Source organism: Mesorhizobium sp. Ca11, assembly GCF_020165275.1.
Taxonomy (GTDB): domain Bacteria; phylum Pseudomonadota; class Alphaproteobacteria; order Rhizobiales; family Rhizobiaceae; genus Mesorhizobium.
This window is the reverse complement of record NZ_JAIUHU010000010.1, coordinates 155,651-177,469: the sequence shown is the minus strand read 5'-3', so window position 1 is coordinate 177,469 and position 21,819 is coordinate 155,651. Positions and strand designations below refer to the sequence as shown.

General features: G+C 64.8%; 17 protein-coding genes. 8 read left to right on the top strand and 9 right to left on the bottom strand.

Going from position 1 to position 21,819, the window contains the following annotated elements:
* Nucleotides 1-173: 173 nt before the first annotated feature.
* The 4 genes from nagA to LB538_RS19275 are packed head-to-tail and all read right to left on the bottom strand — an operon-like array spanning nucleotide 174 to nucleotide 4,016.
* Nucleotides 174-1,334, bottom strand: a complete 1,161-nt coding sequence (nagA, locus tag LB538_RS19290; RefSeq protein WP_224531715.1) for an N-acetylglucosamine-6-phosphate deacetylase — start codon at nucleotides 1,332-1,334, stop codon at nucleotides 174-176.
* On the bottom strand, nucleotides 1,331-2,362 hold the full coding sequence (locus LB538_RS19285) for an SIS domain-containing protein (protein ID WP_224531697.1): 1,032 nt from the start codon (nucleotides 2,360-2,362) through the stop codon (nucleotides 1,331-1,333). The genes nagA and LB538_RS19285 overlap by 4 nt, the downstream gene beginning before the upstream one ends.
* Nucleotides 2,359-3,138: a GntR family transcriptional regulator gene (locus tag LB538_RS19280; RefSeq protein ID WP_224531693.1), complete on the bottom strand. Its 780-nt coding sequence runs from the start codon at nucleotides 3,136-3,138 to the stop codon at nucleotides 2,359-2,361. Before LB538_RS19280 ends, LB538_RS19285 begins: the two co-directional genes overlap by 4 nt.
* Nucleotides 3,135-4,016 carry a BadF/BadG/BcrA/BcrD ATPase family protein gene (locus LB538_RS19275; RefSeq protein WP_224531691.1) on the bottom strand — a complete coding sequence of 294 codons (882 nt, stop codon included), beginning with the start codon at nucleotides 4,014-4,016 and terminating at the stop codon, nucleotides 3,135-3,137. The genes LB538_RS19280 and LB538_RS19275 overlap by 4 nt, the downstream gene beginning before the upstream one ends.
* Nucleotides 4,017-4,216: 200 nt before the next feature.
* Here LB538_RS19275 and LB538_RS19270 point away from each other — a divergent pair, with 200 nt between their 5' ends.
* The 6 genes from LB538_RS19270 to LB538_RS19245 all read left to right on the top strand — a co-directional run bounded on the left by LB538_RS19270 (nucleotide 4,217) and on the right by LB538_RS19245 (nucleotide 10,700).
* A complete protein-coding gene (locus tag LB538_RS19270) occupies nucleotides 4,217-5,167 on the top strand; it encodes an N-acetylmuramic acid 6-phosphate etherase (protein ID WP_224531689.1) in 951 nt (316 codons plus the stop codon).
* Nucleotides 5,168-5,281: 114 nt separating this feature from the next.
* Complete coding sequence (locus LB538_RS19265; RefSeq protein WP_095768147.1) at nucleotides 5,282-6,541, top strand: ABC transporter substrate-binding protein; 1,260 nt, start codon at nucleotides 5,282-5,284, stop codon at nucleotides 6,539-6,541.
* 241 nt (nucleotides 6,542-6,782) lie between these two features.
* Nucleotides 6,783-7,712 carry a carbohydrate ABC transporter permease gene (locus LB538_RS19260; protein ID WP_095768146.1) on the top strand — a complete coding sequence of 310 codons (930 nt, stop codon included), beginning with the start codon at nucleotides 6,783-6,785 and terminating at the stop codon, nucleotides 7,710-7,712.
* Nucleotides 7,713-7,720: 8 nt separating this feature from the next.
* Nucleotides 7,721-8,560, top strand: a complete 840-nt coding sequence (locus tag LB538_RS19255) for a carbohydrate ABC transporter permease (RefSeq protein WP_224531687.1) — start codon at nucleotides 7,721-7,723, stop codon at nucleotides 8,558-8,560.
* Nucleotides 8,561-8,624: 64 nt separating this feature from the next.
* Nucleotides 8,625-9,686: a Gfo/Idh/MocA family protein gene (locus LB538_RS19250; RefSeq protein WP_224531685.1), complete on the top strand. Its 1,062-nt coding sequence runs from the start codon at nucleotides 8,625-8,627 to the stop codon at nucleotides 9,684-9,686.
* A gap of 15 nt (nucleotides 9,687-9,701) precedes the next feature.
* On the top strand, nucleotides 9,702-10,700 hold the full coding sequence (locus tag LB538_RS19245; RefSeq protein ID WP_224531683.1) for an ABC transporter ATP-binding protein: 999 nt from the start codon (nucleotides 9,702-9,704) through the stop codon (nucleotides 10,698-10,700).
* A 204-nt stretch (nucleotides 10,701-10,904) separates the two neighbouring features.
* Here LB538_RS19245 and LB538_RS19240 read toward each other — a convergent pair whose 3' ends face one another.
* The 5 genes from LB538_RS19240 to LB538_RS19220 all read right to left on the bottom strand — a co-directional run bounded on the left by LB538_RS19240 (nucleotide 10,905) and on the right by LB538_RS19220 (nucleotide 17,656).
* Nucleotides 10,905-11,750: a fumarylacetoacetate hydrolase family protein gene (locus tag LB538_RS19240; protein ID WP_224531681.1), complete on the bottom strand. Its 846-nt coding sequence runs from the start codon at nucleotides 11,748-11,750 to the stop codon at nucleotides 10,905-10,907.
* A 174-nt stretch (nucleotides 11,751-11,924) separates the two neighbouring features.
* Nucleotides 11,925-12,656 carry an SDR family oxidoreductase gene (locus LB538_RS19235; protein WP_224531679.1) on the bottom strand — a complete coding sequence of 244 codons (732 nt, stop codon included), beginning with the start codon at nucleotides 12,654-12,656 and terminating at the stop codon, nucleotides 11,925-11,927.
* Nucleotides 12,657-12,936: 280 nt separating this feature from the next.
* Nucleotides 12,937-15,312 carry an aldehyde dehydrogenase family protein gene (locus LB538_RS19230; RefSeq protein WP_224531677.1) on the bottom strand — a complete coding sequence of 792 codons (2,376 nt, stop codon included), beginning with the start codon at nucleotides 15,310-15,312 and terminating at the stop codon, nucleotides 12,937-12,939.
* Between the two features lie 16 nt (nucleotides 15,313-15,328).
* Nucleotides 15,329-16,375 (bottom strand): deoxyribose-phosphate aldolase, encoded by a 1,047-nt coding sequence (gene deoC, locus LB538_RS19225; protein ID WP_224531674.1) that lies wholly within the window; start codon nucleotides 16,373-16,375, stop codon nucleotides 15,329-15,331.
* 453 nt (nucleotides 16,376-16,828) lie between these two features.
* Nucleotides 16,829-17,656 carry a ferredoxin--NADP reductase gene (locus LB538_RS19220; RefSeq protein ID WP_224531671.1) on the bottom strand — a complete coding sequence of 276 codons (828 nt, stop codon included), beginning with the start codon at nucleotides 17,654-17,656 and terminating at the stop codon, nucleotides 16,829-16,831.
* Between the two features lie 221 nt (nucleotides 17,657-17,877).
* On the opposite strand from LB538_RS19220, the gene LB538_RS19215 reads away from it, so the two are divergent.
* Together LB538_RS19215 and LB538_RS19210 are read left to right on the top strand one after the other, a co-directional pair.
* Entirely contained in the window at nucleotides 17,878-19,950 is a 2,073-nt protein-coding gene (locus tag LB538_RS19215) for a hydantoinase/oxoprolinase family protein (RefSeq protein ID WP_224531667.1), read from the top strand.
* A 1-nt stretch (nucleotide 19,951) separates the two neighbouring features.
* On the top strand, nucleotides 19,952-21,640 hold the full coding sequence (locus tag LB538_RS19210; RefSeq protein WP_224531664.1) for a hydantoinase B/oxoprolinase family protein: 1,689 nt from the start codon (nucleotides 19,952-19,954) through the stop codon (nucleotides 21,638-21,640).
* The last annotated feature ends 179 nt before the right edge of the window (nucleotides 21,641-21,819 follow it).

Genomic DNA, 21,819 nt, shown 5'->3' with positions numbered 1-21,819 from the left:
GTCGTCATCCTAGGGCGAAGCAAGGAGCGAAGCGACGCGCGCAGACCCTAGGATCCATTCCGTGACGCTAAGGTGTTGCAACGGTTACAGAATTCTGCGCCAATGCGCTCTGCGGCAGAGGTCGCGGAATGGATCCTCGGGTCAAGCCCGAGGATGACGAAAACCGCGAAGGCCTACGCTCCAAACGCCTTCTCGCCGCCGATCCAGACGTTCCTGACATCCAAGTCCTTCGACAGCCCAACAATGTCGGCGGCGGTGCCGTTGGCGAAGCGGCCGAGGCGGTGGGCCTGGCCGATCGCCTCGGCCGGATAGAGCGAGGCCATGCGCAGAGCCTCGTCGAGTTCCAGGCCGACGACGCGATGGACGTAGCGCACGGCGGAAATCATGTCGAGATCGGCGCCGGCCAGCGTGCCGTCGGCAAGCCGTAGGCTCCCGTCCTTGCGGTAGATGGTGCGGCCGTTGAGCGTGAACGATGTCATGTCGGTGCCGATCGTCGCCATGGCGTCGGTGACCAGCACGATCTTGCCAGGCCCCTGCTTGCCGCGCAGCGCAAGCATAATCGTCGCCGGATGGACATGGATGCCGTCGGCGATGATCCCAGCATACAGGCCGCCGGTGTCGATCGCCGCACCGGCCAGGCCCGGCTCGCGGTTGCCGATCTGGCTCATGGCGTTGAACAGGTGCGTGACCACCGTGGCGCCGGCTTCAGCGAAGGCGGTTGCCGTCGCGTAGTCGGTATCGCTATGGCCGAGGCTGACGACGACGCCGGCCTTGGCCAGCGCCGCGACACGGGCCGGCTCGACCGATTCCGGCGCGATCGTGGTGAGCAGGACGGGAAGCTCACTGCGCGCCGCGATCAGCGCCGCCTGGTCGGCGTCGGTCATCGGCCGGATCAGCGCCGGATCATGCGCGCCCTTGCGGGCTACCGAGAGATGCGGCCCTTCCAGGTGCAGCCCGAGGAAGCCCGGCGCCTTTTCCCGGGCGGCCTCGGCGCCGGCGGCGATGGCGGCGGCGGTGATCGCCGGCGTGTCGGTGATCAGCGTCACCAGCAGCGCGGTGGTGCCGAAGGGCGCGTGCGCCCGGCAGATGGTCTCGATCGAGGCGACGTCGGGATGGTCGTTGAGCATCACGCCGCCGCCGCCATTGACCTGGATGTCGACGAAACCGGGCACCAGCAGGCCGCCGCCGGTCTCGACCGCCGAAACGCCGGACGGAATCGCCCCGGCGGGCAGGATGGCCTCGACCACGTCGCCCTTGACGACGAGGGCGGCGTTGTCATGCCAGTCGGCGCCGTCGAAGATGCGGGCGCCGGTGAGTGCGAAACGGTCGCTCATACGGTTTCCGTCACCTTGCGCAGGTTGCGCGGCGCATCGGGGTCGAGGCCGCGATGGCGCGCGAAGGCCTCGACGAAGCCGTAGAAGGACACGATCAGCGGCAGCGGATCGGTCAGCGGGTGGCCGGTGGCGACATGGGGAAGAAGCCGCGCGGCCTTCGCCTTGTCGGATGTGATGAAGGCGGCGGCGCCCTTGGCCGTCAATCCGTCGGCCGCCTCGGCGACCGAGGGTTCGGACGCATCACGGGCGGCAAGCGCCAGGACCGGAAAACCCGGACCGACCAGCGCCAGCGGCCCATGCATGACCTCGGCGGCGCTGTAGGCCTCGGCATGCATGGCGCAGGTTTCCTTGAATTTCAGCGCCGCCTCGCTGGCGATCGCGAAGGACGGGCCGCGGCCGAGGATGAACAGCGATTGCGGGTTCTCCAGAGCGCCGGCGAGCGCCATCCAGTCGCAGGCGATCGCCTTCTCGAAATGGCCGGGAAGGCCGGCGAGCGCCTTGATCAATGCTTGGTCATCGGTGGCATGCGCCATCAGCGCAAGGCCGGCGACGGCCGAATTGACGAAGGTCTTGGTGGCCGCGACGCTGCGCTCAGGTCCGGCCAAGATATCGATGGCATAGTCGGAGGCCCGCGCCAGCGGCGAGTCCGCCGTGTTGGTGATGGCGACGGTGAGCGCGCCTCCGGCCCTTGCCGTTTCGGCCATGGCAACGATGTCGGGGCTCTTGCCCGACTGCGAGATCGCCAGGCAGGCCGAGCCTCGGAGCCTCAACCTGGCGCCATAGATCGACGCGATCGACGGCCCAACGGAGGCGACTGCCAGGCCTGCCGTCAGCTCGACGGCATATTTCATGAAGGTCGCGGCATGGTCGGACGAGCCGCGCGCCACGGTGACGACGAAATGCGGATCCCGCTCGCGAAGGCCGCGACCGGCCTCGGCCAACATGGCGGACGAGCCGTCGAGAAGGCGCGCGGCCGCTTCAGGGATCTCGTCGATCTCGCGCCGCATATGGGTGGTGCTGGCATTCATGGCCGGAGCTCCTCTCCCGGCCCGGTCAGCCGGAGTTCCGCGACGAAATCATAGGCGTCGCCCCTGTAGACCGAGCGGGTGAACTCGATCACCTTGCCGCTCGCCAGATAGGAAATGCGCTCGATCTGCAGTCCGGCAACCCCCGGAGGCACTTCCAAGAGGCGCGCATCGGCGTCGCCGAGATTGGTGGCGGAGATGCGCTGCACGGCACGTACCGGGCGATTGCCGGTCGTTTCCAGCGCCGCATAGAGCGAGGAGCCGATCGCTTCGGGATCGGGCAGGACGCTGGCCGAGAGCGCCGCGCGCTCGATCGCCAGCGGCGTGTCGTTGGCGATGCGAAGGCGCGCCACGCGCGCCACCAGCTCGGTCGAGGAGAGGCCCAGCACCATCATCTCGTCCGGCGACGGCGCATAGAGGCCGCGGTCGAGCCAGACCGAACGCACATTCATGCCGCGGCGCGCCATGTCCTCGGTGAAGGAGGTGAGCCGCGACAGCGACTGCTCGACACGCTCCATGCGCGGCGCGACGAAGGTGCCCGAGCCGTGGCGCTGAACGAGGATGCCGCCCTTGACCAGGTCCTGCACCGCCTTGCGTACTGTGACGCGGGAGATATCGGCCTTGCTGGCGATGTCGCGCTCGGAGGGCAATGCGTCGCCCGGACCGATCAGGCCGCGATTGACCGCTTCCTCGATGCTGCGCCTGAGCTGCAAATAGAGCGGTGCGCCGCTCTGCGAGGATTCTTTCAGCATGGAGAAGATCTGGTCGGCGGCGCTCATCGGGCGGCCTCCGAACCCTTGGCAAAGATGCGCACGGCCATCTGCACGGCGCCGCCCAGCGCATCGTCGAGCGGGGCCTTGAGCAGCGCCTGATAGCGTGCCGAAAGGCGCGGCGCGTAAAGCGGCGCCAGGCCGCCGAGCAGGCAGAGCGGAGCATGGTCGGCAAGCTCGAGCGCGTTGAGCGAGGCCTCGACATCGGCGACCGCCTTGGCGAGGATAAAATTGGCGACGAGATCGCCCTTCTCGGCATGCTCGAAAACCTTTGGCGCGAAGCCGCCGAAATCGCCCGGCTTGGCGTTGGTGGTGAATTCCACCACGTCTTCGGGATTGTTGCGGAAGACGGCGAGCATGGCGTCGGTCAAGGGCGAGCCCGGACGGATGCCGTCATAGGCAAGCAGCGTCTGTTCCAGCAGGTCGCGGCCGATGCGGGCGCCGCTGCCCTGGTCGCCGACCTGGAAACCCCAGCCGCCGATGGCGCGCGACTTGCCGTCCTTGCGCGCCATATAGGCGGTGCCGGTGCCCAGAATGGCCATGGCGCCGTCACTAGGCCCGACCGCGCCCTCTAGCGCGATCTCGGCATCGGTTTCGACACGACTCCGGCTGAAGGGCAGGATCGCCTCGAGCTGCTGCCGGTAGGTGCCGACATTGGCGCCGGCGAGACCGAGAATGGCCGGTGTTTGGGGAATCAGTTCCGGATCCGCGCCGGCGGCCAGAAAAGCCTGCCTGGCCGCCTCGACAATGTTGGCACGGGCGCCGGTGAGGTCGGTGCGGATGTTGGCGGCGCCGCTCTTGGCGCGGCCGACAACGGCGCCGCCGACGGTCGCAAGGGCCGCCCTGCAGCTGGTGCCGCCGCCATCGATGCCAAGCACGAATTTCACGCGATTTCTCCTCGGAGCCGGATAATACCAATAAAATACCAATAGCCAAGAGTTAATTTTTGTTCAAAAAAGATTAAGGCGCATTTTATTGAAAAATCACGCCAATTTGCCGACAAGGGAGGTCCGCCGCCTGAAATTCATTAATGCGTGTGGACAAGTGGTATTTTTTTGGTATTGTTCGCTCAATCGGAGGAAAATGCATGGCCGAGACGTGCACCGAAGCGCTCCACCAGAATGCCGAGGGGCTGGATGTCCAGGCCCCCGAAACCATTCTGGCGTTCCTGGCCAACGCCCAGATCGAGGCCGGCAAGGCCGTGCACGGCGCCATTCCGGCGATTGCCGTTGCCGCCGAACTCATCGCGAAGCAATTGAAGGGCGGCGGCAAGCTTGCCTATGCGGCGGCCGGCAGCTCCGGCTTGATGGCGCTGGCCGACGCGCTGGAGTTGCCGGGCACCTTCGGCATTGCGCGCGACCGCATCGCCATTCTCGTCGCCGGCGGCGACGACGCCTTCCGCACGCTGGCAGGCGGGCCGGAGGACGACACCGGGGAAGCGTCGGCGGCGGTTGCCGCGGCCGCCATCGGCAAGGGCGACTGCCTGATCGCCATCTCGGCCAGCGGCTCGACCCCTTATGCGGTTCAGGCGCTCCAGGACGCGCGGCGCCGGGGCGCCGCCACCATCGCGATTGCCAACAACCGGGGCGCCGTCCTATTCGAGCAGGCCGACGTCGCCGTCCTGCTCGAAACGCCGCCTGAGCTGATCGCCGGCTCGACGCGCATGGGCGCGGGCACGGCGCAGAAGATCGCGCTCAACATGCTTTCGACGCTCACTGCCATCCATCTCGGCCATGTCCATGACGGCTATATGGTCAATCTCACCGCCGACAACATCAAGCTGCGCGACCGTGCCGTGCGCATGGTCGCCGCCATCAGCGGCAAGAGCGGCGACGACGCCGCCCGCCTGCTCGAAGAGAGCGGCGGCAGCGTCAAGACCGCCATTCTGCTCGCCGCGGGCGCCGCCAGCGCCGACGCGGCCGAGAAGATACTGGAAGGAACCGGCCAGAAGCTCAGGCCGGCGCTTTCCGCGCTGGGGCATGATCCCGAAAAGTGGAACCCGCTTTTCGGAAAAGATCATGCCCTAACAAAGAGGTAGGGCCCTTTTCATCCCGATTTCCATCGGGGTGAAACGGGCTTGCGAGGGGAGCAAGGGGCGCTGAGCCTCTGTTCTCAAAACCGAACCTGAAAAAGGTCAACAGGGAGACTGAAGATGAAGACCAAACTACTGACGGCCCTTCTGCTCGGCACAAGCATCCTCGGCACGACCGGGATGGCGCTGGCCGAGGACGTGACGCTCAACATCGAAAGCTGGCGCGGCGACGACCTGACCATCTGGAAGGACAAGCTGATCCCGGCTTTCGAAGCCAAGAACCCCGGCATCAAGGTGGTGTTCGCGCCTTCGGCGCCGACCGAATACGACGCGGCCCTCGGCGCCAAGCTCGCTGCCGGCTCGGCGGGCGACCTGATCACCTGCCGCCCCTTCGACAAGTCGCTAGAGCTGTTCAAGAAGGGCAACCTCGCCGACCTGAGCTCGCTGCCTGGCATGGAGAACTTCTCGCCCGTCGCCAAGGCCGCCTGGCAGACCGACGACGGCAAGTCGAGCTTCTGCGTGCCGATGGCCTCGGTCATCCACGGCTTCATCTACAACAAGGATGCCTTCGACAAGCTCGGCATCAAGGTGCCGCAGACCCGCGACGAGTTCTTCGCCGCGCTCGACAAGATCAAGGCGGACGGAACCTACATCCCGATGGCGATGGGCACCAAGGACCTCTGGGAAGCCGCGACCATGGGCTACCAGAATGTCGGCCCGAACTACTGGAAGGGCGAGGAAGGCCGCCAGGCGCTGATCAAGGGCGAGCAGAAGCTCACCGATCCGCAGTGGGTCGAGCCCTTCAAGGAATTGGCCAAGTGGAAGCCGTATCTCGGCGACGGCTTCGAGGCGCAGACCTATCCGGACAGCCAGAACCTGTTCACGCTCGGCCGCGCCGCCATCTACCCGGCCGGCTCGTGGGAAATCGGCCTGTTCAACACCCAGGCGCAGTTCAAGATGGGCGCCTTCCCGCCGCCGGTCGAGAAGGCCGGCGACACCTGCTACATCTCCGACCACACCGACATCGGCATGGGCCTGAATGCGGCATCGAAGCATGCGGAAGAGGCCAAGAAGTTCCTCTCCTGGGTCGCCTCGCCGGATTTCGCCACCATCTACGCCAACGCGCTGCCCGGCTTCTTCAGCCTGAACTCCTCGCCGGTGAAGATGGAAGACCCGCTGGCGCAGGAGTTCGTCTCCTGGCGCGGCAAGTGCAAGTCGACGATCCGCTCGACCTACCAGATCCTGTCGCGCGGCACGCCGAACCTCGAGAACGAGACCTGGGTCGAATCGGCCAATGTGATCAACGGCACCGATACGCCGGAAGCTGCGGCCAAGAAGCTGCAGGACGGTCTCGACAGCTGGTACAAGCCGGCGAAGTAAGGGCATCGACTGCGATACCGGCCGGGCTCGGCCCGGCCGGCATTCAAACAGTTCCCGATAGCGATTGTCGGCGCAGCCTCCCGGCCTTACCCTCGCCGTGCGGGGAAGACGGAGCCGATCTGTCGCTGGCCTTGTCTTTCTCCTCAAGGGGACAGCCAAGCCGGGCATCGAGGCGTCAGCTAGCATCAACCGACCTGGAACCCAGAGACGGCGGGGAACCGAACTCATGGCTACCGAACTCATGGCTGCAGAAACGCGACCGAAAAGAGCGATCCGCTGGCATGTCGGCGTCTTCCTGGCGCCGGCAGTGCTGGTCTACACCGCATTCATGATCCTGCCGCTGTTCGGCACGCTGCAGCTTTCGCTGTTCCGCAACATCGAGCAGTCCCAGGTCTTTGTCGGACTGGGCAATTTCCGCACGCTGTTCGGCGATCCGAACTGGTCGGTGAATTTCTGGAACGCGCTGAGGAACAATGTCTGGTTCTTCATCATCCACATGCTGGTGCAGAACCCGATCGGTGTGCTTCTGGCGGCGCTTCTTTCCAGCCCTCGGCTGCGCTTCACCGCCTTCTACCGCACGGCGATCTTCGTGCCGACGATCCTGTCCTTCGTCATCGTCGGCTTCGCCTGGAAGCTGATCCTGTCGCCGATCTGGGGCGTGGCGCCGCATCTGATGGATTTCGTCGGATTGAAGAGCTTTTTCACGCCGTGGCTCGGCAAGGAGCAATATGCGCTCACCGCGCTCAGCCTGGTCTCGGTCTGGCAGTTCGTCGGCATCCCGATGATGCTGATCTATGCAGCGCTGCTGTCGATCCCCGACGAGGTGATCGAGGCGGCCGAATGCGACGGCGTCACCGGCATGGCGCAGTTCTGGAAGATCAAGCTGCCGCTGATCCTGCCCTCGATCGGCATCATCTCGATTCTGACCTTCGTCGGCAATTTCAACGCGTTCGACCTGATCTACACGGCGCAAGGGGCGCTGGCCGGGCCGAACTATTCGACCGACATCCTCGGCACCTTCCTCTACCGCGCCTTCTTCGGCTTCCAGCTGCAGGTCGGCGATCCCAACATGGGCGCGACCATCGCCACGATCATGTTCCTGATCATCCTCGCCGGCGTCTGCGTCTATCTGTTCCTCGTGCAGACGCGCCTGCGTCGCTACCAGTTCTGAGGCGCACCATGAGCACAGCCACACGTTCGCTTCCCCGCGCCATCGGCGCGCATGCGATCCTCCTGACCTACACGGCAATCGCGCTGTTTCCGGTGATCCTGGTGGTGATGAATTCGTTCAAGTCGCGCGCGGGCATCTTCGGCGCGCCGCTGACGCCGCCGACGCCGAAGACCTTCGACCTGATCGGCTACACCACGGTGATCGGCCAGGGCGACTTCATTCACTATTTCCAGAACAGCCTCGTCGTCACCGTCGCCTCGCTGTTCTTCGTGCTTCTGTTCGGCGCGATGGCCGCCTTCGCGCTGTCGGAATACCGCTTCCGCGGCAACACGATGATGGGGCTCTACCTGGCGCTCGGCATCATGATCCCGATCCGTCTCGGCACCGTCGCCATCCTGCAATTGATGGTGGCGACCGGGCTGGTCAACTCGCTGACGGCGCTGATCCTGGTCTATACCGCGCAAGGCCTGCCGCTGGCGATCTTCATCCTGTCGGAATTCATGAAGCAGGTGTCCAGCGACCTGAAGAATGCAGGCCGCATAGACGGGCTGTCGGAGTACACGATCTTCTTCCGGCTGGTGCTGCCGCTGGTGCGTCCGTCCATGGCGACCGTCGCCGTCTTCACCATGATCCCGATCTGGAACGATCTGTGGTTCCCGCTGATCCTGGCGCCTTCGGAGGAGACCAAGACCGTGACGCTCGGCGCGCAGCTCTTTCTCGGCCAGTTCGTCACCAACTGGAACGCGATCCTGGCGGCGCTGTCGCTGGCGATCCTGCCGGTGCTGATCCTCTATGTCATCTTCTCGCGGCAGCTGATCCGCGGCATCACGTCGGGAGCGGTGAAGTGAGCCGCAATAGCCAACTTTTGATAGGGCTGCGCTTCACCCTCTCAGGAAAAAATGGAGCAGTCAGGTGAGCGATAAAACCCCTCTTCGCGTAGTCGTCGCCGGCCTCGGCAATATGGGCCGCAGCCATGCGCTTGCCTACCACAGCAATCCAGGCTTCGAGATCGCCGCACTCGTCAACCGTTCCGACGTGCCGCTGCCGGACGGGCTCGCCGGCTACGGCATAAGGCGCTCCTTTGACGACGCGCTGCGGGACGAGAAGCCGGATGTCGCGGCGGTCGCCACCTATTCCGACAGCCATGCCGACTATGCGGTGCGGGCCCTAGAGGCCGGCTGCCATGTCTTCGTCGAGAAGCCGCTGGCGACCACGGTTGCCGACGCAAAGCGAGTCGTCGATGCCGCGAAGGCCAACGGCAAGAAACTGGTGATCGGCTATATCCTGCGTCACCATCCGTCCTGGGTGCGGCTGATCGCCGAGGCGCGTAAGCTCGGCGGCCCATATGTCTTCCGCATGAACCTCAATCAGCAATCCTCCGGCCACACCTGGGAGACGCACAAGCAGCTGATGCAGACGACGTCGCCGATCGTCGATTGCGGCGTGCATTATCTCGACGTGATGCTGCAGATCACCGACTCGAGACCCGTCGAAGTACGCGGCATGGGGGTGCGGCTGAGCGACGAGGTGGCGCCCTCGATGTACAATTACGGGCACCTGCAGGTGCTGTTCGAGGACGGCTCGGTCGGCTGGTACGAGGCCGGCTGGGGGCCGATGATCTCGGAAACGGCCTTCTTCGTGAAGGACGTCATGTCGCCGAAGGGCTGCGTCTCGATCGTGATGAAGGAGGGCGTCAGGTCCGACGACATCGACACCCATACCAAGACCTCGACGATTAGGCTGCATAGCGCGGCGACTGGGCCGGACGGCAAATTCGCCCGGGAGGACCAACTGCTGTCGATGGAAGGCGAACCGGGCCACCAGGAGCTTTGCGACCTCGAACAGGCCTTCCTGCTCAAGGCCATCCGCGAAAACATCGACCTCACCCGCCACATGGACGATGCCGTGAAATCGCTCGCCGTCTGCCTTGCCGCCGACGAGAGCGTGCGCAGCGGCAACGCCGTGAAACTCTAGAACAGGAACGACGCCGTGGGCTCGCTGAAGATCGAGAATGTGAAGAAGGCTTTCGGGCCGATCGAGGTGCTGAAGGGCATCGATCTCGAGGTGACGGACGGCGAGTTCGTCGTCTTCGTCGGCCCGTCCGGCTGCGGAAAATCGACGCTGCTGCGCGTCATCGCCGGCCTGGAAGATTCGACCTCCGGCCGCGTGCTGATCGACGGCACGGACGTTTCCGTCACGCCGCCGGCCAAACGCGGCATCGCCATGGTGTTCCAGACCTATGCGCTCTACCCGCATCTGACGGTGAAGAACAATATGGCGCTTGGCCTGAAGCAGGCCGGCACGCCGGCGGCCGAGATCGAGCGGCGCATCAAGATCGCCTCCGCGATGCTGTCGCTGGAGCCCTATCTCGAGCGGCGCCCGGCGGAACTGTCGGGCGGCCAGCGCCAGCGCGTCGCCATCGGCCGCGCCGTGGTGCGCGAGCCGAAGCTGTTCCTCTTCGACGAACCATTGTCTAACCTCGATGCCGCGTTGCGCGTCAACACCAGACTTGAGATCGCGCAGCTGCACCGGCGGCTGAAGGCGACGATGATCTACGTCACCCACGACCAGGTCGAAGCGATGACGCTGGCCGACAAAATCGTGGTGCTCAACGCCGGCCGCATCGAGCAGATCGGCAGTCCGATGGAGCTCTACAATTCGCCGGCCAACGAATTCGTCGCCGGCTTCATCGGCTCGCCGAAGATGAATTTCATCGACGGCGCCAGGCTGGGCGAGACGGCCAAGACCATCGGCGTGCGGCCGGAGCACGTCACCGTCGACGCGACGTCGGGCGCCTGGAAAGGCACGGTCGTGCATGCCGAGCATCTCGGCGCCGACACCAATCTCTATCTCGACTGCGAGAAGGCCGGGCTGATCACCGTGCGCATCTTCGGCGTCTACAACGCCGAGCCGGGCGCGACTCTTTACGCGACCCCGGATGCGGCGAAGACGTATCGGTTTGGGGCGGATGGGAAGGTGCTGAAGTAGCGCCGGCTTCCCCTTCTCCCCTTGTGGGAGAAGGTGGCCGCGAAGCGGCCGGATGAGGGGGGTTGGAAGGATCTCGTCGCGGCAGAATGAAGCGTGGGATATCTTCAATCTTCAAGGCGGCACTCCGCTGGAGCACCCCTCATCCGTCTCGGCGCTGCGCGCCGATCCACCTTCTCCCACAAGGGGAGAAGGGATAGTCGCACCTTACTCGTCCGCTTTGAAGGTCTGCTTCTGCTGGCCCAATCCCTCGATGCCGAGCTCGACGACGTCGCCGAGCTTCAGGAACACCTGCGGCTTCATGCCGAGGCCGACGCCGGGCGGGGTGCCGGTGGAGATGATGTCGCCGGGATGCAGCGACATGAATTGGCTGAGATAGGCGACCAGATATTTCACGCCAAAGACCATGGTCCTGGTCGAGCCGTTCTGCATCGTCTTGCCGTTGACGGTCAGCCACATCTTCAGGTTCTGCGGGTCGGCGACCTCGTCTTTGGTGACCAGCCATGGCCCGGTCGGGCCGAAGGTGTCGCACGACTTGCCCTTGGTCCACTGGCCCTGGCGCTCGGCCTGGAAGGCACGCTCGGAGACGTCATGCGCGACGCAGTAGCCGGCAACATAATCCAGCGCGTCGTCCTCCGAGACATACTTCGCCGTCTTGCCGATGATCACGCCGAGCTCGACTTCCCAGTCGGTCTTGACCGAGCCGCGCGGGATCAGCACGTCGTCATCGGGCCCGACGATCGCCGAGCTTGCCTTCATGAAGATGATCGGCTCCGGCGGCACGGTGGCGCCGGTCTCGGCGGCGTGATCGGAATAGTTCAGGCCGATGCAGATGAACTTGCCGGTGCCGGCGACGCAGGCGCCCAGGCGCGGCTTGCCGGGAACCACCGGTAGCGACTTCGGATCGAGCTTCGAAAGCATCTCCAGCGAGGCCGGATGGAGCGCCGTGCCGGCGATGTCGGCGACATGAGCCGAAAGGTCGCGGATCGTCCCATCCGCATCGAGCAGGCCGGGCTTTTCGCAGCCAGCTTCGCCATAGCGCAACAACTTCATCTCAACGTTCTCCACCTTGCGGCCAAGGGCCGGTTTTGCAAATTCCCATCGAAGCCAGCGGACCGTAGTTGCCGACCCCGTCCACGGCAAGCAAGCCTCGCTGCTATGCCGACCAAATCGTCGAGATTTTCAGACGTTTCGATCCGACCGCCCCACCGATATCCGAGCCTCTCGTCAGATCGACCAGCCGCCATCGATATTATAGGCCTGCCCCGACGTGTAGGTTGCGCCGGCAAGGTAGACGGCGAGATCGGCGATCTCCTCCGGCGTGCCAAGCCTGCCCATGGGCTGGCGGGCGATGAAGGCCGCGCGCGCTGCCTCATAGTCGCCCTGGGCATGCATGCGGTCCTGAAGCGACGGGCTTTCGACCGTGCCCGGGCAGATCGCGTTGCAGTGTATGCCCTTGGCGACATAATCGGCGGCAACCGCCTTGGTCAGGCCGACCACGGCTGCTTTGGTCAGTCCGTAGACGAAGCGGTTCGGCACACCCTTTTGCGAGCTTGCCAGCGAGGCCATGTTGATGATCGAGCCGTCGCCGCGCTCCAGCATGCCGGGCAGCACGGCGCGGATGGTGCGGATCATCGAACGGACATTGAGGTCGAGCGCGAAGTCGAGATCCTCGTCCTTCATCTCGAGGATGGAGCCGCCATGGACGAAACCGGCGCAGTTGAACAGCACGTCGACTTGGCCGATCTCGGCGAAGGCAGTAGCGACGGCCGCATCGTTCAGCACATCGAGCTTGCGTATCTTGATGCCAGGCGTCTTGCCCAGCTCGGCCAACAGCGGCTCGTTGATATCGGTGGCGTGAACGGTCGCGCCCGTCTTGGCGAAAGCCAGCGCGCTCGCCCGGCCGATGCCTTGCGCCGCCGCGGTGACGACGACCACCTTACCTGCCAGATCCGCCATGCTTTTCTCCTCACCTGCCTGGTGCGTCCGCGTCTATTGATGGCCAGTCCGGGCGTCATGCGCCAGACCGTCAGCACCGTACGGCCTAAGTTCTTGCCCATAGATAAAGATGTTTTTTCTGGTTAAAGAACACCCGCACAAGCGTCAAGCCCGAACGCGATCACCTTCGCGGCAGCTGCTTTAATGCATATAGTCTGTCGCGGCGCAAGGACTTGTATGACAACCGGGCAACAAGTTCCGCTGCCCTGGACCATTCGGGCACGCCGCGCTTCGTAAGCGATCAATCGCCGTAAGGCACCCAGACATTCTTGACCTCGATGGCGCGGCGCAGGATGGCCTCGCCGGCCGCGTCGCCCGAGGCCCAGTCGAGGCTACGACCATTGCCGGTCCAGACGCGCTTGAGGTTGCCGATGGAGTCGGCCTCCGCCTTGGCGCAGGTGTCGGCATCGGCGAAGACCCAGAGCCCGTCGACGTCGTCATGCTTGGCCAGCACGCCGGCCAACTCCGCGCTACGGCCGGTGACGATGTTGATGGCGCCGCCCGGAATGTCGGAATATTCGATCACCTGGTAGAGGTCGGTGGCCAAAAGCGGATGCCGCTCGGACGGGACGGCGACGACTGTGTTGCCCATGGCGAGCGCCGGCGCGACCAGCGAGATGAAGCCCAAAAGCGGCTGGTTGTCCGGCGCGACGATACCGACGACGCCGACGGGCTCATGCAGCGCAAGTGTCACGACACGGGCCGGCGGCTGGTGCACGCGGCCTTCGAACTTGTCGGTGAGGCCAGCATAAAGGAACAACCGCTCGATCGACTGCTCGACCTCTTCGCGCGCGGCCTTGGCGCCGACGCCGGTGAGTTGGACAAGGCGCGCGGCGAACTCGTCGGCGCGGCCCGACAGGTTCTCGGCGAAGTAATAAAGCACCTGGCTGCGGTTGAAGGCCGTCGCCTCCGGCCAGGCCTTGCAGCCACGCGCGGCTGCGACGGCGTCGCGGATATCCTTGCGGTTGCCGAGACCGACTTCGCCTGCCAGCTTGCCCTTGGCGCTGGCAATGGCGATCGAGTAATTGCCATCCGGGCGCACCTGCTTGCCGCCGATGAACAGTTTTGCCGTGCGGTCGATGGCCAAGCCGTCGGCCTGCTCGACCGGCTGGGCCGAGCCGGCCGCGGCCGGCTTGATGGCGGGGCCGACCGGCAGCTTGGCTGCGAGATATTCGAACATGCCTTCGCGGCCGCCTTCACGGCCAAAGCCGCTTTCGCGATAGCCGCCGAAGCCGCAGGCGGCGTCGAACATGTTGGTGCCGTTGACCCAAACCACGCCCGCCTTCAATTGCGGCGCGACATGCAAGGCGAGGTTGATGTTCTCACTCCAAACGGACGCGGCAAGGCCGTAGCGCGTGTTGTTGGCAAGCTCGATCGCTTCCTCGGTGTTGCGGAAACTCATCGTCGCCAGGACAGGGCCGAAGACCTCTTCCTGCGCCAGAATATTAGCCGGCGAAACACCCGTCGCCAGCGTCGGCAAGTGATAATAGCCGGAGGATGGCAAAGCGGCGTCCGGCTGCCAGCAGACGGCGCCTTGTTTCGCGCCCTCCGCGATCAGGCCCTTGACGCGGTCCAGCTGGGTGCGATCGACCAGCGGGCCGATATCGGTGTTCTTGTCGAGCGGGCTGCCGACGCGCAGCCGGCTCATCCTGACCTTGATCTTGGCGATGAAGGCCTCCGCAACGCCTTCCTGCACCAGGAGGCGCGAGCCGGCGCAGCAAACCTGGCCCTGGTTGAACCAGATGCCGTCGACCAGCCCCTCGACGGCGCTGTCCAAATCGGCATCCTCGAAGACGATGAAGGCCGACTTGCCGCCAAGCTCCAGTGAAAGCTTCTTGCCTGAACCGGCCGTCGCCTTGCGGATGATCTTGCCGACTTCCGAAGAGCCGGTGAAGGCGATCTTCTGGACGCCGGGATGATTGACGATGGCCGCACCGGCCTCCGGTCCGCCCTGGACGATGTTGACGACGCCCTTCGGCACGCCGGCCCGCTCGCAGATCTCGGCGAACAATATGGCGGTGAGCGGCGTGAATTCGGCCGGCTTCAGCACCACCGTGCAGCCTGCGGCCAGAGCCGGCGCAATCTTCCAGGCCAGCATCAGCAGCGGGAAATTCCACGGGATGACCTGGCCGACGACGCCGACCGGCTTGTGATCGGGAAAATCCTTCTCGAGCGTCTGCGCCCAGCCGGCATGATGGATGAAATGGCGGATCGCCAGCGGCACATCGATGTCGCGGCTCTCGCGGATCGGCTTGCCGTTGTCGATCGATTCCAGCACCGCGAACAGGCGCTGGTGGCGCTGCATGGCGCGGCCGATGGCATAGAGCACTTTCGCGCGGGCGTAGCCCGAGGATGCCGACCATTTTGGCAGCGCCTTTGCTGCCGCCGCGACCGCCGCATCAATATCGGCGGCGCCGGCATCCGATATCTTGGCCAGAAGCTTGCCGGAAGACGGCTCGCTGGTGTCGAAAGTCTTGCCGCTTGCCGCCGGCTTCCAGCCGCCGTCGATGAACAGCGCCTTGGAGAAGTCGCGGCCGGCAAGCCAGGCGTCGGCCTCGTTGCGGGCTTCCGGCGCCGGGCCGTATTCCATGGCGTGATAGCGTTCGAGGATGTTCATGGGGCGCACTCGTAGCCTACGCCATCGCGTGGCGGTGGTTGGCCGAATAGTGGCCGGTCAAATGATGTTCGAGCTGGCGCTCGATGTCGGTGAGCAGGCTGGAGGCGCCGAAGCGGAACAGGTTCGGCTCGAGCCAGGGACGGCCGAGCTCCTCCTTCATCAGCACCAGCCAGTCGAGCGAGACTTTTGCCGTCGAAATGCCGCCGGCCGGCTTGAAGCCGATGAGATAGCCGGTCTCCTCGAAATAGGCGCGGATGGCGCGCACCATGGCAAGCCCGACAGGAAGCGTGGCGTTGACGCTTTCCTTGCCGGTCGACGTCTTGATGAAATCGGCGCCCGCCATCATCGCCACCATCGAGGCCAGCATGACGTTGCGCAGCGTGGCAAGGTCGCCGGTACCAAGAATGACCTTGAGATGCGCATCGCCGCAGGCGGCGCGCATGGCGACGATCTCGTTGAACAGCTCGCGCCATTTGGCGCCATAGACCAGGCCGCGCGGAATGACGACGTCGATCTCGTCGGCGCCGTCCTTCACCGATGCTTCGATCTCCTGCAGGCGGGTCGAGAGCGGCGCAAGGCCGTGCGGGAAAGCAGTCGAGACGGCGGCGACATGGATGCCGGTGCCGCGCACGGCGTCGACCGCGGTGGCGACGAAGGGATGGTAGACGCAGACCGCCGCCGGACGGATCGCCTCGCCCGATATGCCGAGGCCCTCGACGATATCGCGGCGCAGCGGGTTGATCGCCTTGGCGCAAAGTCGGCGCACGCGCTCGTCGGTATCGTTGGAGTTCAGCGTGGTGAGGTCCATGCAGGCGATGGCGCGCAGGAGCCAGGCGGCCTGGTTGTCGGCCTTGATCGAGCGCCGCTTGGTGAGCGTGGCGACGCGACGCTCCAGCGCCGAGCGGTTGACGCTGCGCACCGATTCCAGAAAGCCGAGATCGAGCTTCATGCCGGGATTGCGGGCAATGCCGTGGTCCAGCGGCAGCGGCGTGTTGGCGGCGGCGCGCGCCGGCAGCGGCATCACCTTGGGCGCGCCTGCGCCGGCCTCGCGGATCGTGCTCATCTCCTGCCCTTTCACTCAGCGCCTTTGCGCTTTTATGCCTTCGTGGGTGTCATTGGGTGGCACGAACGAAGATAGCCCGTGAAACGATGCTTCACGAGTCTTTCAAAGGGTCATAGCGCAAAAAGCCCGCTCAGGCAGCAGATTTTTGACCGTATGGTCAAAACATCATGCTGGTAGGCGCTCCATGCGTTGGAGATTGATCGAAATGCCCATCCCTTCGCCATGCTCGGGTTCGTCATACTCGGGCTTGACCCGAATATCCATGCCGTGACCTCAGCCGCCGAGTGCAACGGTGCAGAATTCTGTAATCGCCGCAACGCCTTAGCGTGATGGCGATGGATTCTAGGGTCTGCGCGCGTCGCTCCGCTCCTTGCTCCGCCCTAGAATGACGAAGCGCGAATGCCGTCGCTAATCTCAGACGCCTCCAACAGAGCAGGCGGACCGCGATATGTCTCAGCCGACGAAGGCGCGCTCGACGACGAAGCTGGCCGGATGGCTGAGCGAGCCTTCCTGGAAGCCGAGGCTTTCGGCGAGTTCCTTGACGTCCTTCAGCATGTGCATCGAGCCGCAGATCATGATGCGGTCGGTCTCGGGATTGAGTTTCTCGATGCCGAGGTCCGCATAGAACTTGCCCGAGCCGATCAGCGCGGTGATGCGGCCCATGCGCGCCGATTCCTCGCGGGTCGTCGAATTGTAGAGCGTGACGCGGCCGCCGGTCAGCTCGCCGATCAGCGGATCGCTTTCGAGCGCCGCCACCAGCTCCTGGCCATAGGTGAGCTCGGCATTGTCGCGGCAGGTGTGGGTGAGGATGACCTCGTCGAACTTCTCGTAGGTATCGGGGTCGCGCAGCAGGCTGGCGAAGGGCGCGATGCCGGTGCCGGTCGAGATCATGATCACGCGCTTGGCGGGCGTCAGCGCGTCGAGCACCAGCGTGCCGGTCGACTTCTGGCGCATGATGACGGTGTCGCCGACCTCGATCTTCTGCAGCTCGGAGGTCAGCGGACCGTCCGGGACCTTGATCGAGAAGAATTCAAGCTCGTCGTCCCAGGCGGGGCTCGCGACCGAATAGGCGCGGAAGATCGGCTTCTCGGCATTGGGCAGGCCGATCATGACGAACTCGCCGGAGCGGAAGCGCAGCGACTGCGGCCGGGTGATGCGGAAGGAGAACAACCGGTCGGTATAATGCTTCACCGACACCACGGTCTCGGCATAGACATTGGCCGGGATCGGGAACTGCAGCGGCTTTGCGCCGGCGACGTTCAACGCGGATGTCGTGTTCATTCCAACCCAACTTTCCGGCCCAGACGGAACCTTCTGGCGCCAAACCTTTTCGTGCGCGCCCGAACGGTCAGGTTCCGGCGTGCTCCCTGCACACTGTCAAGCGGTAAGCTCTTGTGTCCGGAATTTATTAGTATACAAATGATCTTCAGGTCAAGATGGCGGCGTAAAACGCCTTTCCAAACCGAGGCATATCCGTAGTCCTGGCATTTCGGGTTTCGGCAATGAATGAGAAATTTTCGGCGTCGGCGGGAAACGTCGTGGCTGGCATCGATGTCGGCGGAACCTTCACCGATCTGCTTTTGATCGACGGCAAGGCGGGCGGCAAGGTCCATATCGCAAAGACACCGACCACGGTGGAAAACCAGGCCTTCGGCGTCGTCGCGGCACTTGGCGCCACCGGTTTTCCGATCGACGGCATCGACCTCATCGTGCATGGCACGACGACCACGACCAACGCCGTACTGGAACGTCGCCTGGCGCGGACCGGCATGATCACCACCCGAGGCTTTCGCGACGTGATCGAGCTTGGGCGCCGCACAAGGCCGCAGGCCTATGGGATGACGGGCACTTTTGTTCCCGTCATTCCCCGCGACCTTCGGCTGGAAGTGTCGGAGCGGGTCGAGGCGTCGGGCGCCGTGCGCATTGAACTCGACGAAGCCGAGATGCGCGATGCGGTGAAGGCGCTGCTCGACGCCGGCTGCGAGTCGCTGGTCATCCATTTCCTGCACTCCTACGCCAACCCGTCGCATGAGCGGCGCGCGGCAGAGATCGCGGCGGAGCTCTGGCCGAACAGCCACATCACCACCGGTCATGCGCTGCTTTCGGAAGCGCGCGAGTTCGAACGCGGCGTCACCGCGGCAGTCAACGCCTCGGTTCAGCCGATCCTCGAACGCTATGTCGAGCGGCTGCGCAAGGAGCTGGCGGCAAAGGGCTATGCCCGCGACTTCCTGATCATGAACGGCAATGGCGGCATGATCTCGGCCCGCTTCGTCACGCAGGAATCGGCCAAGACCGTGATGTCCGGCCCGGCCTCCGGCGTGATCGCCGCCGCCTATACGGGAAAACGCGCCGGCTTCGGCAATCTCGTCACCTACGACATGGGCGGCACCTCGACCGACGTGGCGCTGATCCGCAACGCCGAACCCGCCGTCTCCAACGAGATCGAGATCGAATATGCGATGCCGATCCATGTGCCGATGGTGGCGGTGCACACGGTGGGCGCCGGCGGCGGCTCGATCGCGCGCGTCGATGCGGCCGGGCTGATCCAGATCGGCCCGGAAAGCGCCGGCGCCAACCCAGGCCCGATCTGCTACGGGCGCGGCGGCATCGAGCCGACCATCACCGACGCCAATCTGGTGCTCGGTCGCCTGGCGCCGAAGAAATTGCTCGCCGTCGACAATCCCGTCACCGTCGAGCGCGTCACCGGTATTTTCGAAGACCGGATCGGCAAGCACACAGGCCTCTCCGGCGTCGAAGCGGCGGGTGCCGTCTTGAGGCTCGGCAACATGAAGATGGCAGGCGCCATCCGCATGGTCTCGGTGTCGCGCGGCCACGATCCGCGCGATTTCGCGCTGTTCGCCTTCGGCGGCGCCGGACCGCTGCACGCGACGGCGCTCGCCCGCGAGCTCGGCCTACCGAGAGTGCTGGTGCCGGCGCGCCCGGGCATCACCAATGCGCTCGGCTGCGTTGTGGCCGATCTGCGGCACGACTTTGTCAACACAATCAATCAGCCCGTCGGCGGCCTCGACGAAACCGCGCTTCGCGAGGTATTGGAACGGCACCGTAACGAAGGCGAGGCGCTGATTGCCAAGGAAGCGGTGAAGCCCGACGCGATCCGCGTCACGCATTCGGCCGACATGCAGTTCGTCGGCCAGACGCACATCATCAACGTGCCGCTGCCCTCCTCGTCGGTTTCACGAGAAACACTGCAGCTTCTGTTCGAAAAAGCCTATTTCGCCCGCTTCAAGGTCGAGTTACCGGAGATCCGCGCCAACCTCGTCAACCTCAACACATCGGTTACCGGCGTGCGGCCGCAGATAGACCTGTCGCGGCTGATCGACCCGGCAGGACGCGCGGCAACGCTAACAGAGGCGCGGCGCGAAATCCGGCCGGTCTGGTACAACGGGCGCTGGCACGACACCTCGGTCTATGCCCGCGAAAAGCTGCCGCTCGACGCAACAATTGTGGGGCCGGCAATCCTCGAGCAGATGGATGCCACGACCGTGCTCGAACCAGGCGACCGGGCGCGCTCGGATGCCGACGGCAACATCATCATCGACATCGGCGAGGCCTAAGATGGCAAAGCTCGACACGATCACGCTTTCGGTGCTGCAGGCAGCGCTGCAGCAGGTCTGCGACGAGATGGACCTGACCTTCTCGCGCGCGGCCTTCTCGCCGGTCATCGCGGAAGCCAATGACCGCTCGGACGGCATCTATTCGGCCGTCGACGGCTCGCTGATCGCGCAAGGCAGCCAGGGCCTGCCGGTATTCGTCGGCGTCATGCAATATTCGACCAAGACCGTCATCGAAATGATCGCCGACGGACGATGCCTGCCGCCGGAGCCCGGCGACATCTACATCGTCAACGATCCCTATCTCGGCGGCACGCATCTGATGGATGTGCGCTTCGTCATGCCGGTCTATCGCGGCGGCAAGATCTTCTGCTGGCTATCCAACACCGGCCACTGGCCGGATATTGGCGGTTCGGTGCCGGGCGGTTTTTCCGCCTCGGCCACGGCGGTCGAACAGGAGGGCTTGCGTCTTCCACCGGTGAAGCTGTTCAAGAAGGGCGCGCTCGATCCGGAGATCTACGCCATCATCTGTTCCAACATCCGGGTCGCAGATCAGCGCATCGGCGACATCCGGGCGCAGGCCGCCGCGCTGCTGATCGGCCAGGATAGGCTCAACGAAATCCTCGATCGTTACGGTGACGAAACTGTCGTCGAGGCAATCGCGGAACTGCGCCGCCGGGCCGCCGAGCAGATGCGCGCCTCGATCGCCGTCATCCCGGACGGCGTCTACCGCTCGCAGGCCTTCGTCGATTCCGACGGGGTGGTGAACGAACCGCTGACCATCAATCTCGCCGTCGAGAAGCAGGGCGACACGCTCACCTTCGACTTTGCCGGCTCATCGAAACCCTGCGCCGGACCGATGAACAGCGTGCTGGCGACGACCTTGTCGTCGGTCTATCTGGCCATGCGGCATATTTTTCCAGAAGTGCCGATCAGCGCCGGCGCCTTCGAGCCGCTAAACGTCAAGCGGCCGGAAGGCACGTTCCTCGACGCCAAATATCCGCGCCCGGTCTCGGGCTGCGCGGCGGAGGTCTCGCAGCGCATCGCCGAAGCCGTATTCGCCGCGATGGTGCAGGCGCTGCCGGAAAAGGTGACGGCGGCGCCCGCCGGCTCCAGCGGCAATTTCGCCCTCGGCGGCAACGATCCGGCGCGCGGGCGCGACTATGTCATGTACCAGATCTCGGGCGGCGGTTATGGCGGCAATGCCGGCCATGACGGGTTGAGCAATGGCTGCTCGACGATCGGCATTTCGAAATCGCCGCCGGTCGAGATCATGGAGCAGGCCTTTCCGGTGCTCTACCGGCACTATGCGCTGCGCGAAGGCTCCGGCGGCGCGGGAAAACATCGCGGTGGCTTCGGGCTCGCCTATGAAGTCGAGCTATTGCGCGGCGAAGCGCGCGCATCATTCGTCATGGATCACGGCCGCTTCGGGCCGCAAGGCGCGCTCGGCGGCAGGGACGGCGCGCCGAACAGCGTCACCGTGTTCCGGGGCGGCGAAGCGCATGTGCCGCCGCATCTTTCCAAGGAACAGGACATCGCGCTCAAGGCCGGCGACCGCGTGCGTGTCGGCACGCCCGGCGGCGGCGGTTACGGCGATCCGCGCGAGCGCGACCCGAAGCAGGTCGCCGAGGATGTCAGGCTCGGGTACTATACGGCTGAGCAGGCCAGGGAGATGTTCGGGGTGGACGTGTAGGCGGACGGGCGTGGCGGATAGGTCGCGATCCAATCCAATCGCCCGCGTCGAGTTCCCGCCAACCCCCCTCTGCCCTGCCGGGCATCTCCCCCGCAAGGGGGGAGATCGATGTCACCGGCACTTTCGCAAATCGCCAGCGCCTTAGGAAGGCACCGGGTGAGAAGCTGCTAATCTCCCCC

Bases quoted from the DNA above. Each gene is read 5' to 3' on its own strand.
- nagA (WP_224531715.1), bottom strand. From the start codon at position 1,334: ATGAGCGACCGTTTCGCACTCACCGGCGCCCGCATCTTCGACGGCGCC.
- LB538_RS19285 (WP_224531697.1), bottom strand. From the start codon at position 2,362: ATGAATGCCAGCACCACCCATATGCGGCGCGAGATCGACGAGATCCCT.
- LB538_RS19280 (WP_224531693.1), bottom strand. From the start codon at position 3,138: ATGAGCGCCGCCGACCAGATCTTCTCCATGCTGAAAGAATCCTCGCAG.
- LB538_RS19270 (WP_224531689.1), top strand. From the start codon at position 4,217: ATGGCCGAGACGTGCACCGAAGCGCTCCACCAGAATGCCGAGGGGCTG.
- LB538_RS19265 (WP_095768147.1), top strand. From the start codon at position 5,282: ATGAAGACCAAACTACTGACGGCCCTTCTGCTCGGCACAAGCATCCTC.
- LB538_RS19260 (WP_095768146.1), top strand. From the start codon at position 6,783: ATGGCTGCAGAAACGCGACCGAAAAGAGCGATCCGCTGGCATGTCGGC.
- LB538_RS19255 (WP_224531687.1), top strand. From the start codon at position 7,721: ATGAGCACAGCCACACGTTCGCTTCCCCGCGCCATCGGCGCGCATGCG.
- LB538_RS19240 (WP_224531681.1), bottom strand. From the start codon at position 11,750: ATGAAGTTGTTGCGCTATGGCGAAGCTGGCTGCGAAAAGCCCGGCCTG.
- LB538_RS19235 (WP_224531679.1), bottom strand. From the start codon at position 12,656: ATGGCGGATCTGGCAGGTAAGGTGGTCGTCGTCACCGCGGCGGCGCAA.
- LB538_RS19230 (WP_224531677.1), bottom strand. From the start codon at position 15,312: ATGAACATCCTCGAACGCTATCACGCCATGGAATACGGCCCGGCGCCG.
- deoC (WP_224531674.1), bottom strand. From the start codon at position 16,375: ATGAGCACGATCCGCGAGGCCGGCGCAGGCGCGCCCAAGGTGATGCCG.
- LB538_RS19220 (WP_224531671.1), bottom strand. From the start codon at position 17,656: ATGAACACGACATCCGCGTTGAACGTCGCCGGCGCAAAGCCGCTGCAG.
- LB538_RS19215 (WP_224531667.1), top strand. From the start codon at position 17,878: ATGAATGAGAAATTTTCGGCGTCGGCGGGAAACGTCGTGGCTGGCATC.
- LB538_RS19210 (WP_224531664.1), top strand. From the start codon at position 19,952: ATGGCAAAGCTCGACACGATCACGCTTTCGGTGCTGCAGGCAGCGCTG.